This is a genomic window from Mesorhizobium argentiipisi (SeqCode) (assembly GCF_037179585.1).
GTDB lineage: Bacteria > Pseudomonadota > Alphaproteobacteria > Rhizobiales > Rhizobiaceae > Mesorhizobium > Mesorhizobium argentiipisi.
Genome location: NZ_JAPYKO010000003.1, coordinates 1 through 15950 on the forward strand (window position 1 = coordinate 1; position 15950 = coordinate 15950).

Genomic DNA, 15950 nt, shown 5'->3' on the forward strand with positions numbered 1-15950 from the left:
CTTGCCCACTTCCTCATCGCGCTTGTGACCGAACCCCTCTCGCAGGAGTTGGGTGTCTCTCCCCCTTGAGCGACGGGCGCCCGCTGCTGTGGCGCGCTACCCGCCAGATCGTCGCCTCCCTGATCGCGGCCATCTTTACTCAGCCGCCCTTGGCAATCCTGCGCCAGAATCTCCATGCCTTGCGACATCGTTGGCGCGAGCCACTACGAAAGCGCAAGTTTCAAGCCATGCAAAGCTATCTTAGCGCATATGCCCTCAAGGGGCGTGGGGGCGGGTAGACAAGCGTTCCGTCGATCCTTACCCTCACGCCGTCGATTAGCTTCGCAGGCTCGACCTTGTTATCGCGCATCAGATGGAAAACGATCTCGCCGTGGCTGATCAGGTAGTCGGCCACGATCCTGCGGTGACAGCGCGACCAGAGCGTTTCTGCGCACATCACGGCGCACCGCCGCTGCCTGCCGAGGGACACAAGCCTGTTCAAGCCGCTGGCAAATTCCGCGGACAAAGCATAGTCGGCGTAGTTGTGGAAGCTCTGGTTGATCCAGAATGTGTTGAGCGTCGGCGGAACGTCGTGTGCCTTGCCGCGAAGGCCGCCAAGCTCGGGAATGTGCTCATATACGATGCCGAACGCCGCCAGGCTTTCGGGAAGCACCTCGCTGTTGAATTGCGGGTTTTCCCGCGAACGCCGGACCGTCCTTGTGTCAACCACACCAGCCCGACTTCTCCAACTTGCAGCAGGGCGACGAATTCGGCGATCGAGTCGAGTGACCGATGGTGTAGAATGGATGAGTCATTTTCGGTCAATCCGTGACGATCATCCGGGCCCAAACTTGGTTCGCTCCTCGAAGGATCATTCATTTCACGACATGCTTGAGGCCGCGTAGCGCCTCCTGAATATCGGTGCGCGTCTCGCTTGCTTCCGGATAGACGGCATAGGCCGGATAGGTGAATTCGGGCGCGCCTTCCACGATCTCCAACTGCCCCGCCTCGATATGGGGAGCTGCGGCGCCCCGGCGGAAATAGCCCATGCCGCCAGCGCGCAGGATATAGCTGAGCCCCAGCGGCCCCAGGCCAACCAGCAATCCAGGTTCTCCGAAAGCGGTCGAACTTGCGTCGTGCTGCGCGGCAAACAGCGGTCCCCAATCGACATAGACATAGTCTTTGGCGCCAGCCGGCTCTTCGTTCTTGGTCCTAACGAGAACAAGCTGCTCTTCAACCAGCAGTTCCACCTTGAAACCTGGCAACAGCTTCGGCGCGTAAAGCACAGCGATGTCCAGCACGCCCGTTCTTAGCTGATCGAGAAGCTGGTCAGGCACGCCCACCTGGGCATGGATCGCAATTTCGGGCTTGGCCTCCTTCATCCACACCAGCCAGTCGAGCAGCAGCGGGTTCCACAAACTGAGCTCGCCGCCTAACGCCACCACGCTTGTCCGCCCCGACGGGATGGCAAGCTGATGCCGGGCATGCTCCCAGATTTGAACGAAAGACTGGGCGAAGCGCTCGAACTCGCGTCCGGACGGGGTCAATTGCGCGCGCCGTTGCGGTTCCGGATGAAGAGTCGACGACCGAGTTCCTCCTCCAGCGTGCGTATGCGCGCGCTCACGGTGGTCTGCGTGACGTGAAGGCGGTCCGCGGCCTTCAGGAAACTGCCCGAATGGACAATCTCAAGGAACGTGCGCGCGCGATCGATATCCATCGTACCGTCTCTGAATGCAATAATTTTGCACTCATACAACATTTAATTCCGTTTGCCTTCCTGTTTCGTGCGGAGCACGCTGTAGCAAACGTGCGGGGCGCACGGAAACGGAGCTGGCCATGGCCGAGAAAAGTGACAGCGACACCGAAATCCGGGAGTATGCATCTCCGCCCTGCTACGCGCATGAGCTTTCGCCCGAATATGGCGGACAATCCGAGCCGGAAGATTCCTGGAGCTGCGTCCTACGCTGGCGCAAGGTGGAACGGCAGAGGTTGATCGAGGAGCGTCTCGCTATCGACGCCGACGAGAGGAAGAAAAGGTCGGATCGCATCGCTTCGCGTCTCGATCTTGCAATCGGCAAGGTCAGCGGACGCATCGTCAGCGGCTATTGGCCGTTCCGCGGGGAACCCGACCTTCGCAACTGGGCGATCACGGTCATCGAGCGCGGCGGCAGGATCGCGCTTCCAGTCGTCATCAGGAAAGGTTGGCCCCTGGAATTCCGCATCTGGAGCCCGGGCGACCCGCTCGAGCGTGGCGTTTGGAACATCCTGGTTCCCTCACGCGGACCATCGGTCCTGCCGGATGTCGTCATCGCACCGGTGGTCGGTTTCGACGGAGCAAATTACCGCCTGGGATATGGCGGCGGCTTCTTCGACCGGACGCTCGCGGCGATGCACCGGCGACCGCTGGCCATCGGAGTGGGTTACGCCGGAAGCCGGCTCGAAACGATACGTCCGCAACCCCACGACATTGCGATGGACGCGATCGTCACGGACTGAAAACACGAAGCAGACAGGGCCTGGTTTCCCGGTCGCGGCGGCTGAAAGGCCTCCATCGCGAGCCGTCAGGCTTGCTTGCGAGCGAAAGGCAGGTAGATCACCATGTCGACATCAACGGCATCCACCGAAGACCACAAGCCCAAGTTTTTCGTCAGGTGGCTGTACTCGACCAATCACAAGGATATCGGGACGCTCTATCTGATCTTCTCCATCTTGGCGGGGATTCTCGGCACCGCGCTTTCAGTGCTGATCCGGATGGAGCTCCAGGAGCCTGGGTTGCAGATATTCAGCGACCCGATGACCTACAATGTCGTCGTCAGCTCCCACGGCCTCGTCATGATCTTTTTCGTGCTCATGCCGGCGCTGATCGGTGGCTTCGGCAACTGGATGGTGCCGATCATGATCGGCGCGCCCGACATGGCGTTTCCTCGCTTGAACAATATCTCGTTCTGGCTGCTGGTGATGGCGTTCATCCTCTTCATCACCTCGATGTTCGTGCCGGGAGCGACCGGCGCGCTCGGCCACGGCGGCGGCTGGACGCTCTATCCGCCGCTCTCGACCTCCGGCCAGCCTGGCCCTGCGGTCGACCTCGTCATTCTTTCGATCCACCTTGCGGGAGCATCATCTATCCTCGGCGCGATCAACTTCATCACGACGATCTTCAACATGCGCGCACCAGGAATGACGATGCACAAGATGCCTCTGTTCGCCTGGTCGATGCTCGTCACCGCCTTCATGCTTCTCATGTCGCTGCCAGTGCTTGCCGGCGCGATCACGATGCTGCTCACGGACCGCAACTTCGGCACGACTTTCTTCGTCCCGGACGGGGGCGGTGATCCGATCTTGTACCAGCATCTTTTTTGGTTCTTCGGTCATCCCGAAGTCTACATCATGATCCTTCCCGGCTTCGGCATCATCAGCCATGTCATCTCGACCTTCGCCAAAAAACCGATCTTCGGCTATATCGGCATGGCGTACGCGATGGTGGCCATCGGCATGATCGGTTTCGTCGTCTGGGCGCATCACATGTATACGACCGGTATCTCCGTCGACGCCCAGCGTTACTTCGCCTTCGCCTCGATGGTGATCGCCGTTCCGACAGGCGTGAAGGTATTTTCGTGGCTGGCTACGATGTGGGGCGGGTCGATGGAATTCAAGACGCCTATGCTGTGGGCTCTTGGCTTCGTCCTGCTCTTCACCATTGGCGGCGTCACCGGAATCATGGTCGCCAGCCCCGGCATAGACCGCTCATTGCACGACACCTACTTCGTGATTGCTCACTTCCACTATGTGCTGTCTTTGGGAGCGGTCTTCGCCATCTTCGCGGGCTTCTATTACTGGTTCCCCAAGATGACCGGCTACAGGTACAGCGAGACGTTGGGAAAGCTGCATTTCTGGACGATGTTCGTAGGCGTCAATCTCGTATTCTTCCCGCAGCATTTCCTCGGCATGGCCGCTATGCCGCGCCGCACCGCTGACTACCCGGACGCCTTCGCGGACTGGAACTTCATCGCGTCGATCGGCTCCTATATCTCGACCGCCGGATTGATCGTCTTCTTCATTGCCGTCGCTGAAGCTTTCAGCCGAAGGCGCCCGGCCAGCGCCAATCCATGGGGCGCAGGAGCGACCACGCTTGAATGGCAGCTGCCCTCGCCGCCGCCATTCCATCAGTGGGAAAGGCTGCCCCGCATCCGCTGATACGTGCATCTTCGACAAGTCGATGGGTGAATGTCATGAGCGAGACCACAGACCCGAACAGCCAGATCCTTCTCGTTGCAATCTTTGCGCTTTATTGGGCAATGCTTGGGAGTTGGAGCCAGCTCCTCTCGCGCTGGAACGACGAGAGGGCCAAGCGAAACGCTGCGCCGCCGCAACAAGACGTCAGTACCGAACACGCGTCCTGCGCGGACATGTCCCAGGATGCGCTTCGCAAGATCGACCCGGATTTCGACCTCGCAGTATTCCTGTCAGGCGCCAGGAGGGCCTATGAAGCCATCCTGCGGGCGTTTGCGGATAGTGACATCCAGACACTGCAGCGCCTTGTCGGACCGGAGGTGCTTGCCGCCTTCGAGCGAGAAATCGTCGGGCGGCGGGATCGACGAGAAGTGCTGGAACTCACCTTCATAGGTACGGACGAAGCCAAGGTTGTCGACGCGTTCGTGGCGGATGGTACCGCGGAGATCGTCGTTCGGTACGTTTCCGACGTGGTCAGCGCTACACGCTCTGCCGACAATGCAGTCGTCGCCGGCGATCCCCGGGAGATCGTCGAGATGATCGATACATGGACGTTCGCCTGTCAAACCCAGTTAAGGAAGCGGAACTGGACGTTGATCGCCACCGAGGGCGAACAACAACAAGCCTGAGTTTTTGCGATAGGTCTGGCCGGCAGGCTTGTCACGGCTGACGAGCAGCCAGCCCAGCGGGGGCGGGATGCGTTCGCGAAATCTGGGTGGGGATGCACTCCGCCATCGGTGCCGGCGATCAGTTCGCATGAGCCGGTTCAGCCGATCAGCTTCAAGTAGCGCGCGGGTAGCGCCGCCGAAGATCCACTCCCTGAGCCTGCTGTGGCCGTAGGCGCGGGTTATGACGAGATCCGCGTTCATTGCGCCGGCGACGTCGGCGATCGTTCCGCCATTGGATTTTTCCGGAAACACTTCCGCCTTGGCCTCTATGCCGTGCAGGTCCAGGAAGGCGACAACATCGTCGAGCCCGTTCCAGGTTTCATCGGTTGGGCCGTCGTCGATCGTAATGATCCGAACCTCCTGAGCCAGCTGCAAAAAGGGCATGGCATCTAGAACCGCGCGCCTGGCTTCCCGCGTGTCCGTCCATCCGACCAGAACCTTGTTGATGCGGAAATTCTCCTGGTTGGTCGATGGCACGAATACAGGCCGTCCGGCCTGAAGGATCAGATTGCCGAGGTCTGTGGAACGATAGGCGTTGCCGAAACTGGCGCCCTCCGGAGAGGCTGTGACGATGAGGTCGGCCAGCCGCGCCGATTCGATCAGCAAGCGGGTCGGATTGCCCACGGCCCCACGCCATTGCGTATGAACCCTTGCGCCAGCAATGCTTTCGAACTTCGCGTGGAGGTCCTCGAGCCGTCGCCTGATGTTCTTGCGCTGGCGCATCATGCTCTCCCCTTCAAAGGCCATTCCGCCTTCCATTACAACGGGCGGCGCGACGTCGGCAGCCGACAGACCTATCAGGCGCGCGTCGAAGCGCTGGGCGAGATCGACACCGAGCTTGACGACAGGTTCAACCATCCCGTCGATGTCGAGGTTGAGAACAATCGACCTGCATTCCATATCGGCTTTCCTTCCGTTGGCTGAGACGATGCCGGCTCGGCAAGCGGGAACGTCGACAGGTCACGTCGCGAAACCTGGTTCACAACGCGGCAATGGCCGGAGGCCTGCCTCGTACGTTCCTGTAAACTCGATAAAGACGATCGTTGCGGTGAAGCGTATGCCGGCCGGCGCGATCGTCACGTCCCCGCCTACTCGAACATAATCCGAGCTGTGCCTCTTTTTGCGATCAAGGCTCTGCGAACTTCCTGAACCCGTTCAGCCTGTTGTTTGGTATAGGGGCCCATCGGTCGCGTCTTTTCATTGCCGCGACGAACCTGGCAGTACCAGCGACCGCTGTCGGAGAAGATTTCGACCGACGTCGGCATATGATGGGACTCTTGTCCGGCAACCTCCTTGGCGAACTCGACGATCTTTGAATGATGCTGAGTGGGCTCAATGATTTGCAAATCCCTGGCAACGTTGAATTCCTGTTGCAATGCGGACATAGATCGGTCTCCTTTGGGTCACGGCGACATACTCGGCTGCGTCATTCTCGATGCGCTCCCGCCCGTGCTCAAGAGCGCGTTCTAGCTGCCGTTTGGTGCTCCATTTCCAACTCGGCCTCCAGACTTTCCAGGTCGCGGAAGATCGAGGCGACAGCGAGCGTGCGCCCCTCCCGTTTGAATCGGAGCAGGCAATCCCTGGCCGCGATGTCTCCATCGACCGAGATCTCGTCCCATCGCTCGGCATGGCCGACGTAGTTGATGGGCACGTCGTAATGTTGGCTCCAGAAGAACGGCACCGCCGCGAACTTCTCGCGATGGCCAAGCATGTTGAGCGCGGCGGTGCGACCTTGTCTCTCCGCAACCACCCAATGCTCGACCCGGATGTTCTCGCCACTGTGGGGATCGGGCCACCGGACAATGTCGCCGGCCGCGAATATCCCGGGCGCGCTCGTTTCCAGAAACGAGTTCACCGCCACGCCGCGATCGAGGCTAAGCCCGGCCTTTTCGGCGAGCCCGATCCGCGGCCGCACGCCGACCCCGGCCACGACGAAATCCGCCGCCAGCGCGTCGCCGCTGCTGAGCTTCATCTTGCTGCCGTCGATGCTGGCCGCAGTCGCCTCGAGATGGAAAACGACACCATTCTCCTCATGGAGGGTGCGGATGAAATCGCCCATCTGCGGACCCAGGACACGCTCCATTGGCCGTCTGTCCGGAGCCACGACATGCAGGTCGATGCCGCGCGAACGCAGGGCCGCCGCAACCTCCAAGCCGATGAAACTGGCGCCGAGCACGACGCAGCGCCGCGCGTTCGCAGCCCGCTCGATGATCGCCTTGCAGTCCGCGAACGAGCGCAGCGTGTGGATACGAGATTGGTCGGAGCCAGGGACGGCAAGGCGAACCGGTTCAGCCCCCGTGGCAAGCAGCAGGCTGTCGAAAGGAATCCTGCCGCCATCCGAGAGGACGACCTCGCGGGAATGCAGGTCGATGCGGTCGACCTTCGTATCGAGACGCAGGTCGATGTTGTTTTTTGAATAGAACTTCTCGCCGCGAAGCGGAATCCAATCCTCCGGCACCTTGCCGGCGAGATAGTCCTTGGAGAGGTTCGGTCTGTCGACGGGCGGCGTCTGGTCATCGCTGATCATGACGATGCTGCCCTGGTATTGCTCGCGGCGCAGTGTCTCGGCGGCAGCGAAACCGGCCGCGCCGCCGCCGACAATGACAATTCTTTCGGGAGCCGTGCCGCCACCTCGCGCCATGGGTGCCGTTCGCGGGCGCTTTCCCACCACGAATATCTTGTCTTCTCGCTGTTCCACCGACCAGCAGGTGAGCGGGTTGAAAGCGGGCGCGCGCAAGGCCTCGCCCGTGCGCAGGTCGAAGCACGCGTGATGCCACGGACACCGAACGGCATCTTCCGCTACCAGACCGTCGACGAGCGGCCCGCCGTAATGAGTGCATGTCGCGCTGATCGCGAATACTTCGGCCCCGCGGCGCACCAGCAGCACCTGCTCGTCGCCGCAATGGCCGACAAGCTTGCCGCCATCCTGAAGATCGGCGACCGCGATGCCCTGGACCAGATCCGGACCGTTTGATTTCGAATGGCTCCCAGCCATTTTCTTCTCCGTTCGCGATTCTCAATTCAAAATCGTTAGCTAGAGCCGCATTAGACTTCGCAAGCCCGGAACATGTTCCCGTCCAGGCGCGCGCCCTCAGATTCTCGATTTCTTTTTCACCAGAGCTCCCGACCAAAGCGGAACCGCTACGTCCCCAGTCTCCCGCCATCTAGGACCTCATGCAAACGAATTTAATGAGCAATTGGATGCATTTTTTGTGTTAGATTCCAAGATCATGCGCTCGACGGGCTGATGGGCATCTCGGCGGGTTCGGAGCCGGCGCGGTAAGATGAACTGCCAACCAGTTTGACGCGACGGTGTCATCCCAGAGCATCTGCTCCTCGACCAATTCGTCCATTTGGCTGCTAACGGCTTCGGCCATTTCCCACAGCCGGCCTGGGCAACCTTAAAGGATCGCTTGCCCCGTCTTGCCCCAGTCCGCGAGAAAGGACGCCAGACCCTTGTCGGTGAGCGGGTGTTTGGCAAGGCTTCGAAGTACTGCTGGGGGGATGGTCGCAATATCGGCGCCTGCGATTGCCGCCTCTTTGACGTGGAGTGGGGTGCGAATTGAAGACGCCAGGATTTCCGTCGTGAAGGATTCGTCATTGTCGTAGATCGCGCGGATTTCCCGGACCACTTCCATGCCGTCCAATCCGATATCGTCGAGCCTGCCGACGAACGGCGAAATGAACGTCGCGCCAGCCTTGGCCGCAAGCAATGCCTGGTTTGCTGAAAAGCACAGCGTGACATTGACCTTGTGGCCGAGGTGAGCGAGCACCCTGCAAGCTCTGAACCCATCCCAGGTGGATGGCACCTTGACGGCCACGTTCGTGGCGATGCCCGCCAAACGCTCTCCTTCGGCGATCATGCCGTCGAAGTCGGTCGCGGTGACTTCCGCTGAAACCGGGCCTTCGATCGTCCCGCAAATCTCCTTGATCACATCCCTGATCGGTCGACCGGTCTTTGAGATGAGCGATGGGTTCGTGGTCACCCCGTCGACAAATCCAGCGGCAGCAAGCTCGCGAATTTCAGATACATCTGCTGTATCGACAAAGAATTTCATTGTGCTTCTCCTCGACGTGAACGTGCCCTCGATGCTTGGATGAGGTTTCCTTCAGTTTGGTTCCAGAAAAGTGTTGTTGGGGCCCGCTGTCGTGGTCACACGCCCAATGTCATCGATGGCAAAGGCAGCGCGGCGCGACGTCTCTTACCGATGTCCCAGCAAAATCTCTCGCAGGACGACGGCGTCGTTGTGGGCCTCGTCGTGAGCCGAGTAGACAAGCGTGACGGCGCCCTGCAGTATCAGGTCACGCAGCCGGTCGAGCTCGTCGCGGTGCGCGTGGATTTCCGCCGCATATCTCCGACGGAATTCCTCCCATCGGGCGGGATCGTGTCCGAACCATTTCCGAAGCTCGGCGCTTGGCGCGAGTTCTTTCATCCAGCAGTCGATGCCGGCGTCGGTCTTCTTGATCCCGCGCGGCCAAAGCCGGTCAACTAGCACCCGCGTGCCATCGTCGGCAGCCGGGCTCTCATATGCCCGCTTCAGTTTTATCTTCTCGTCGATGACTTTTCCGCTCATCCGTCCGTCTCCTTTTCGTTGACGGCATCGAGAAGCCCTGAGAACTCCTGTCGAAGGATCATCTCGTCGGCTTGATCGGATACGATGACGAAGATGCTACCCCGATACCGTTCGATCCAGTGATGGCCGGTTCCGTGGCTGCGCAGGTAGTCACCGATCTGATGAACCGTCGAATACCCCAGGCCCTGATGCAGGAGGAATTTCATAAGATTGATGCTTTGCAAGCCGGGACAATTCGTCCCTGGCTCATGGGGAGGCCTTCTGTCCTTGGGACTGTTTCAGATAGGCGATCACATCGGCGATCTCCTGGTCCTTGCTGAGACCGGCGAACGTCATCTTCGTGCCTGGCACCAGCTTGCGCGGCGCGTGCAGATATGTGGTCAGCGTCGGTTCATCCCAGGTCAGGCCCGAATTCTTGTTCGCCGCGGAATAGTTGTAACCTGGGTAAGTACCCGCCGCACGGCCAACGATGCCATTCAATACAGGTCCTACTCCGTTCCTAGCGTCAGGGCCAACAGCATGGCAGGCCATGCATCTTTTGAAGACCGAGGCGCCGGCCGCAGCATTGCCAGGAGATTTGTCCTGCGCCTGCGCAGAGCCGACTGCGGTGAGAGCCGCGGTCGTCAATCCAAGAATGGTCGATTTCATCTTCGCGTGCTTTCAATGAGGGGCGGCTTGGTTGTCGCCATGCCACCCTGTTATGTCGGTATTCGAAACGCACAGCCTGCCGGATCCGAAGCGTGGATCCGGTCCCGGCAGGCGTGTCTCAGGAGGGAACCAATGGGCCGGGATTCTTCAGATAATTCTTGATCGCGTCCGCCGCCCAATAGGCAAGAGCGCCCACCGGTCCGGTCGGATTCTTCCCGGCGTTCTGCGGAAATACGCAGGCGCCGGTGACGAATACGTTCGGGACATCCCAGACCTGAAGATGTTTGTTCAGGACGCTGGTGGTGGGGTCGGCGCCGAAAACAGCCCCGCCGGTATTGTGGGTGCTCTGATAGGGAACGATGGAATAGGGCACCGGCGGAATGCTCCGATCGACCCTGATCGCACCCATCTCCTTGGCGATTGTCACGCAGATGTCGGCCTGGCCGTTCATCTGCTTTATTTCGTTGTCCTGGAAATCGAACGTCATCCTCATCAGCGGACGTCCGAAGATGTCCGTATAGGTCGGATCGAGGCTGAGATAGTTCTGCCTGTAGGCCATCACCGCGCCTTGATTGCCGACATTGGCCGCATGGTCATAGTTGTCGACCACTGCTTTTTTCCAGTCCGAGCCCCAGCGCGGCGTGCCGTGGGGTGTCGGATGTGACTGGATAGGCCGGGCGCCCGAGTTGCTGCAACTGATACCGCCGCCGCCGATGTAACCGGCCTTCACGAAATCGTAGTTGTCGCCGTTGAAATCATCCATGCAGGTGCCGAGCGCGCCGGCGCCCATGAAGCGGTTCAGGATGGTCCTCTTGTCGAAGAAGGCGGTAGCCCCGCCGCCGCACTGGTAGGCATAGTTTCGGCCGACCACGCCTTTCCCCGTGGCCGGATCATAAGGAACGCCGATCCCCGACTGCAGCAGCAGGTTGACGTTGCCGAGCGCGTAGGCCGACAGGATGATGAGGTCGGCAGGTTGCTCGAATTCTCGCCCGCGAGCGTCCAGATAGCTGACGCTGACGGCCTTCTTTCGGGCAGAATCGAGATTGACCTTCAGCACGATCGAATTTGTGCGCAGTTCGAAATCCGGATTCTTCAGCGCCAGCGGAATGACGGTGAAATGCGGGCTGGCTTTTGCATTCGCCTCGCAGCCGAAACGCTCGCAGTAGCCGCAGTAGTGGCATTGGCCGAACGCTACGCCATCGGGATTGACGTAATCGCGAGAGGCGTTGGACGAGGGATTTGGGAAAGGATGGTAGCCGAGGTTGCGGGCCGCCTTCTCGAACATCACCATGCTCTGCGCGGCGATCATTGGCGGGTTGGGATAATCTTCCTTACGCGAGCCCTCGAAGATATTGCCGCCGTCGATTTTCTTGCCGTTGAGATTGCCGGCCTTGCCGGAGGTGCCGCAGGTCTTTTCGAACTTGTCGTAATAGGGTTCGAGGTCGTCATAGGTGATCGGCCAGTCCTGCAGGTGCATGTCCGAGGGAATGATCTTCTCGCCGTACTTGTCGACGGTGCGAGTGCGCGCCTGATGATCCCATTCGAGCCAGCGCCAAGTCACGCCGTTCCAATGCACGCCGGCGCCGCCGACACCCTGCCCCGGCAAGAAGGAGCCGAGTTGACGCATCGGCAGCGCCGTTTGCGATTCACTATTGCGGAATGTGATGGTTTCCCGCCGCACGTTCTGCATGAGGTCGTGGCGGGCGGCGTAGCGCAGTTCGTCGTGGATTTCAGGATCGATGAAGTCCGGATTGGTGTCACGCGGGCCTCCCCGCTCAAGGGCGACGATCTTGAGCTTGGTGGATGCAAGCTCCTTCGCAATGATGCCGCCTGTCCACCCCAGACCGACAATCAGCACATCGACCGGGTTCAGTTTGGTGGCCATGTCAAAGTCTCCTTTTTCTCGCGCCGATCAAATGAGGTCCTGGATGCCCTTCGGTTCAGCCCTGTAGGGCTTGTTCCGGAACGGCTCGATCTTGTCTGTGTACATGGCATCCGCGCCGGGGAAGCCGATCATCTTCCAGGCAGCCGCGTCCTTGTTCCCGCCGTACATCGGGTCCGCGAAATAGCCTTCGATCGTGAGCTGCAGAAGGAGACTGAAGAAGGTTTCGGCGGGCACCGTTGGAAGCTCGGTCTTCTTGGCCTCAAGGTCGGCCATAATGGCGGCGCGTTCCTTTGCCGAAAGGGCCGCGAAGCTGTTCTTCCGGCTTTTCTGTACGACGGCATTGACGTCGGCGATGCCCGCCCGGATCAGCTCCGAGGGCATCATCGGCAATTGATATCCCTGCTCGGGCGTACCCTCGCCAAACGGCCCTTTCAGATAAAGCCGGTCGCCCTTGCCGTATCCGCCGGCCATCTGCCGGTCGATGTATATCGCCACGCCAAGCTCCTTAGCTCCGGGACCGGTCGCATCCTTTGGAATGAGCGTATCGACCGCCGCCTCGACGAAGGCGGATTCGTCGACGTTGAAGAATTCGTAGCCGCCGCCTCGGGCATGAGGCTCGGCCGCGTCATGGTGCTTTGTTTCCGTGGCGGCAGTTGCTGGCAGGACGTCGTCCGCCGATGCGGTTCCACCAAACGGCAGGGTGCCCGCCGCCGCGCCCGCCGCGCCGAACAGTTTTAGAAAGTCACGACGTCCGACATCGCCTTGGCCGTTCTTCTTCTCTCTCGTCGACATGATCGCTCCTGTGACACTGCGGGCAAACGGGGGGTGAGGACGGAGAGGCCTATGCCTGCTCAATCCCGGCGCTGCGCCGCGTTCAGCGCCCAATCCGGTGAGTATTCGGAGAGCCTAATGTTCACGATGCTATGTGACAAACGAAATTCATTGACATTTAAGCGCAATTTTTATGCTATTAGCAATTATGGATATTGAACTCGCTCGCACCTTTATCGAGATCGTCTCGACCGGGAGCTTCATTCGCGCCTCGGAGCGCTTGAATGTCGCCCAGACCACCGTCAGCGCCCGAATCCGCAACCTCGAGCAACAATTGGGCCGACCACTCTTCGTTCGACATAAGGGGGGCGCTTCGCTCACTCCCGCGGGTGAGCAATTTCTGCGCCACGCCCCGATGTTCATCCAACTGTGGCAACGCACCCTTCACCAGGTTGCCGTGCCTCCGGGACGACGGGCCGTCCTGACGGTCGGCAGCGAAGTCAGCCTTGCGCAACCTCTTTTGCTCGACTGGGTCCGCTGGATGCGCCTATCGCTTCAGGATATCGCGCTGCGAGTGCACGTCGACGTGCCACAGGATCTCATCAACCAGGTCGCCTCAGGACTGGTCGACTTGGCTATCATGTACGCGCCCCCGCACAGACCGGGTTTGAAAATCGATCTGCTTTTGGAAGAAAAACTCGTCCTCGTGACGACCAACTCCGATGCGCGTGTCGTGGATGAATCATATGTTTACATGGATTGGGGGCCAGATTTTGGGGTTCACCACGGGATGAATTTCCCGAGTGCCGCGCCGGATCTTTCCTTCGATCTCGGTCCGCTCGCACTAAACTATGTTCTTGCGACGGGCGGCTCCGGATATTTCAGAATGAGCTCAGTGCAATCTCACATAGAGGCCGGTCGGCTTCATCTTGTGCCGGAAATGCCGCAGTTCTCCTATCCGGTTTACGCGGTGCAATCGGCAAGTGCGGATGAGAGCGTAGTAGGTCCTGCGCTCGCAGGATTGCATTCCGTCGCACGCGACGAGAGGAGATAGCGGGAGCCTTGTCAGGCTTCCGCCTAAATTGACGGGAACAGCAGGTCTACCGTCGTTCCGATGCCTTGCTCGCTTGCAATGCGGATCCGGCCACCCACCATGCCCAGCCATGCCTGCACCTGCGGCAGTCCTATCCCTGTGCCGTTTTCTTCCTTCGTCGTGAAGAAGGGATCGAAAACCTTCTGCAACACCTCCGGAGCCATGCCACAACCGCGGTCCTCGACCCGGACGTAGGCGTAGCTACCCGGCCCGGGCAGATCGGGTGCGGCGGTCGGCTGCACCAGTCGTCCGGTGGTGACCCGGACTTCGGCGTCATTTGGTGCTGCATCGCGCGCGTTGATGACGAGGTTAAGCACGGCTGCATCAAAGAATGCGGGGTCGACCATGCAGAGCGGGACATCGGAACCGAGTTCAAGCTTGACCCTGACATCGGGTCCCGCGCCATACCTGAGGAAAGGCTCGAAAGACCTGAGGAACTCGTTCAGATCGCCCGCATGGACATCGAGCTCCTGATGCTTTGCGAAGGCGAGCAACTGCGACGTTAGCTCGATCCCTCGATCTATTCCTTGCCGCGCCGCTGCAATGTGGGCTCGCACGCGTTCGGGTTCGTCGGCTCGCTTTTCGGCGAGCCGCAGGCCGGCTTCTACGACGGCCAGGAGGTTTCTGAAGTCGTGAGCAATGCCGCCCGTCATCTCGCCCAGCGCTGCGAGCCGGTTTGTCGCACACTCACGGTGTTGGGCTGCAGTCGACGCGCCGAGAGGGATTTCAGGTTCATGGGTCCCGTCATCGCGCCTCGGCTCCGATCGTGATTGAACACCTCGCGGAAAAGTATTGGCTGTCATGAAGATTGCCCCCAAATTGATCAACCGCTGACGACGGCGAGGAATCTGGCGCTCCCGCTTCCATCGTCGTTCCAATCTCCTTATTGCTGGCGGTCGTCCTCTCGTGCATACCTAGGCGGGCAGAACGATGCCTTTCGCCATGATCTCCTCGACTGTCGGAAACGCCTTGAGGGCCTCCTCGGGGAGGTCGCCATTCGCTCCGTCAAGTTGGGTCCAGCCGTTTTTCGCGGGTTCACCGACGATGACGCGGCCGACCATTCCGGCGTGCTCATGCGGAATGCAGAAATAATCATAGACCCCCTGTTCTGCGTAGGAGACCGAAAAGGTCTCGTTAGGCAGGAGATAGTCGGAGGCCCACGGTCGTGCCGTCTTGGGCATGCGTAGCGGCCGTCCGAAATTCTCGGGGCTGTACGCCGTCGTCGTGTGTGAGTTGCCAGAGTTGAGATTTGTCCAGCGGACCGTCTGACCCGGCTTGATCAGAACGCCGATAGGGTCGAACCAGACGTGCGAGCCGTCGTCGCGACCCTTCATGACGATATCGACTATCTCGTCGGTCCACGCGGCCGACGAGGAAAGCGTCAGGGCGACGAAACCGCCGCCCGCGCCAAGTATCTCACGGCGCGTGAGTCTCATTTGGCTACCCGCGCTTCCTCAACGGCCGAGGTATGCCACAGCACGACGTGGACATGAGGTTCCGGAACGCCCGGGTGCCCGGCATTTCAGTAAACGTCGACATGGTCGACGTTGCCGCCCGGCGCCGCGAGGTTGTCGAAACGTTTGTCCGGATTGAGTTCCTTGAGCGGAAGCATGTAGATGGTGCTGACAAGCTTGCCGTCATGGTCATAAGCGAGGAACGGACCGGCGGGTAACGTCGCCGGATCGACGAAGAGCTGGCCCATTCCAGGGAGGAAGTCGGGCAATTTCACAAGCTTGCTGACCTGTTCGTAGGGAGCAGCCGGCGGAGACTTGGTTACATCGCTGGCCGCCATGGCGCTAAACGAACTGGCCATTGTCACGGCGACTGCGAGGGCAAGCTTTTTCATCACTGTACTCCTTGCTAGGGTGGAAGCGGCGCGGCAGCCCGGCAACTTGGAAGGCCTAAATCCGATCCTACTCGCGCTGACACGGCCCGTTCGGCCTCGAACAAGCAAGGAGGAGAAGTCCGTGTACGTCAAACGAAATAAAATGCGATTTCAGTGCATTATTTTTGCGTCTATTTGGTAGCTCTTGTTTGTTTCCCCGATCCGTCAAATTACCGAGGGAAAAACATCGAACAACTCCGAAAAGACCGCGGCTGCC

At 60.0% G+C, this 15950-nt stretch carries 19 protein-coding genes; 4 read left to right on the forward strand and 15 right to left on the reverse strand.

All coding sequences use genetic code 11. From position 1 onward, the window contains the following. Positions 1-235: 235 nt before the first annotated feature. The 3 genes from O7A05_RS05540 to O7A05_RS05550 all read right to left on the reverse strand — a co-directional run bounded on the left by O7A05_RS05540 (position 236) and on the right by O7A05_RS05550 (position 1696). Positions 236-652 (reverse strand): DUF488 domain-containing protein, encoded by a 417-nt coding sequence (locus tag O7A05_RS05540; RefSeq protein WP_337091984.1) that lies wholly within the window; start codon positions 650-652, stop codon positions 236-238. Between the two features lie 202 nt (positions 653-854). Continuing rightward, positions 855-1526 (reverse strand): LysR family transcriptional regulator, encoded by a 672-nt coding sequence (locus O7A05_RS05545; RefSeq protein WP_337091985.1) that lies wholly within the window; start codon positions 1524-1526, stop codon positions 855-857. After that, the gene (locus tag O7A05_RS05550) at positions 1523-1696 is read right to left on the reverse strand and encodes a LysR family transcriptional regulator (RefSeq protein WP_337091986.1); all 174 of its coding nucleotides are present in this window, start codon (positions 1694-1696) and stop codon (positions 1523-1525) included. The genes O7A05_RS05545 and O7A05_RS05550 overlap by 4 nt, the downstream gene beginning before the upstream one ends. A 119-nt stretch (positions 1697-1815) precedes the next feature. Here O7A05_RS05550 and O7A05_RS05555 point away from each other — a divergent pair, with 119 nt between their 5' ends. The 3 genes from O7A05_RS05555 (at position 1816) to O7A05_RS05565 (ending at position 4838) form a co-directional block, all read left to right on the forward strand. After that, positions 1816-2475 carry a 5-formyltetrahydrofolate cyclo-ligase gene (locus O7A05_RS05555; protein WP_337091987.1) on the forward strand — a complete coding sequence of 220 codons (660 nt, stop codon included), beginning with the start codon at positions 1816-1818 and terminating at the stop codon, positions 2473-2475. A gap of 102 nt (positions 2476-2577) precedes the next feature. After that, on the forward strand, positions 2578-4173 hold the full coding sequence (gene ctaD, locus O7A05_RS05560) for a cytochrome c oxidase subunit I (protein WP_337091988.1): 1596 nt from the start codon (positions 2578-2580) through the stop codon (positions 4171-4173). Between the two features lie 35 nt (positions 4174-4208). Next, on the forward strand, positions 4209-4838 hold the full coding sequence (locus O7A05_RS05565) for a Tim44/TimA family putative adaptor protein (protein ID WP_337091989.1): 630 nt from the start codon (positions 4209-4211) through the stop codon (positions 4836-4838). On the opposite strand, the gene O7A05_RS05570 is transcribed toward O7A05_RS05565, so the two are convergent. From O7A05_RS05570 to O7A05_RS05610, 9 genes are all read right to left on the reverse strand, one after another. Further along, positions 4782-5777 carry a universal stress protein gene (locus O7A05_RS05570; RefSeq protein ID WP_337091990.1) on the reverse strand — a complete coding sequence of 332 codons (996 nt, stop codon included), beginning with the start codon at positions 5775-5777 and terminating at the stop codon, positions 4782-4784. The two genes, O7A05_RS05565 and O7A05_RS05570, sit on opposite strands and share 57 nt — an antisense overlap. Positions 5778-5965: 188 nt before the next feature. Further along, entirely contained in the window at positions 5966-6262 is a 297-nt protein-coding gene (locus tag O7A05_RS05575) for a hypothetical protein (RefSeq protein WP_337091991.1), read from the reverse strand. 68 nt (positions 6263-6330) lie between these two features. Beyond that, positions 6331-7872 carry an FAD-dependent oxidoreductase gene (locus O7A05_RS05580; protein ID WP_337091992.1) on the reverse strand — a complete coding sequence of 514 codons (1542 nt, stop codon included), beginning with the start codon at positions 7870-7872 and terminating at the stop codon, positions 6331-6333. 406 nt (positions 7873-8278) lie between these two features. Next, positions 8279-8935, reverse strand: coding sequence for a fructose-6-phosphate aldolase (fsa, locus tag O7A05_RS05585; protein ID WP_337091993.1), 657 nt, complete (start codon positions 8933-8935; stop codon positions 8279-8281). Positions 8936-9079: 144 nt separating this feature from the next. Further along, positions 9080-9451: a DUF488 domain-containing protein gene (locus O7A05_RS05590; protein WP_337091994.1), complete on the reverse strand. Its 372-nt coding sequence runs from the start codon at positions 9449-9451 to the stop codon at positions 9080-9082. Then, entirely contained in the window at positions 9448-9657 is a 210-nt protein-coding gene (locus O7A05_RS05595; RefSeq protein ID WP_149804986.1) for a hypothetical protein, read from the reverse strand. Before O7A05_RS05595 ends, O7A05_RS05590 begins: the two co-directional genes overlap by 4 nt. Before the next feature lie 40 nt (positions 9658-9697). Continuing rightward, the gene (locus tag O7A05_RS05600; protein ID WP_337091995.1) at positions 9698-10099 is read right to left on the reverse strand and encodes a c-type cytochrome; all 402 of its coding nucleotides are present in this window, start codon (positions 10097-10099) and stop codon (positions 9698-9700) included. Positions 10100-10217: 118 nt separating this feature from the next. After that, entirely contained in the window at positions 10218-11984 is a 1767-nt protein-coding gene (locus O7A05_RS05605) for a GMC family oxidoreductase (RefSeq protein ID WP_337091996.1), read from the reverse strand. A 27-nt stretch (positions 11985-12011) separates the two neighbouring features. Next, complete coding sequence (locus tag O7A05_RS05610; protein ID WP_337091997.1) at positions 12012-12869, reverse strand: gluconate 2-dehydrogenase subunit 3 family protein; 858 nt, start codon at positions 12867-12869, stop codon at positions 12012-12014. Positions 12870-12963: 94 nt separating this feature from the next. Between O7A05_RS05610 and O7A05_RS05615 the strand changes: the two genes are divergently transcribed. Further along, entirely contained in the window at positions 12964-13809 is an 846-nt protein-coding gene (locus tag O7A05_RS05615; protein ID WP_337091998.1) for a LysR family transcriptional regulator, read from the forward strand. A gap of 23 nt (positions 13810-13832) precedes the next feature. On the opposite strand, the gene O7A05_RS05620 is transcribed toward O7A05_RS05615, so the two are convergent. The 3 genes from O7A05_RS05620 to O7A05_RS05630 all read right to left on the reverse strand — a co-directional run bounded on the left by O7A05_RS05620 (position 13833) and on the right by O7A05_RS05630 (position 15694). After that, a complete protein-coding gene (locus O7A05_RS05620; protein ID WP_337091999.1) occupies positions 13833-14651 on the reverse strand; it encodes an ATP-binding protein in 819 nt (272 codons plus the stop codon). A gap of 111 nt (positions 14652-14762) precedes the next feature. Then, complete coding sequence (locus O7A05_RS05625) at positions 14763-15284, reverse strand: plastocyanin/azurin family copper-binding protein (protein ID WP_337092000.1); 522 nt, start codon at positions 15282-15284, stop codon at positions 14763-14765. Between the two features lie 86 nt (positions 15285-15370). Next, positions 15371-15694 (reverse strand): DUF5602 domain-containing protein, encoded by a 324-nt coding sequence (locus O7A05_RS05630; protein ID WP_337092002.1) that lies wholly within the window; start codon positions 15692-15694, stop codon positions 15371-15373. Positions 15695-15950: the final 256 nt, after the last annotated feature.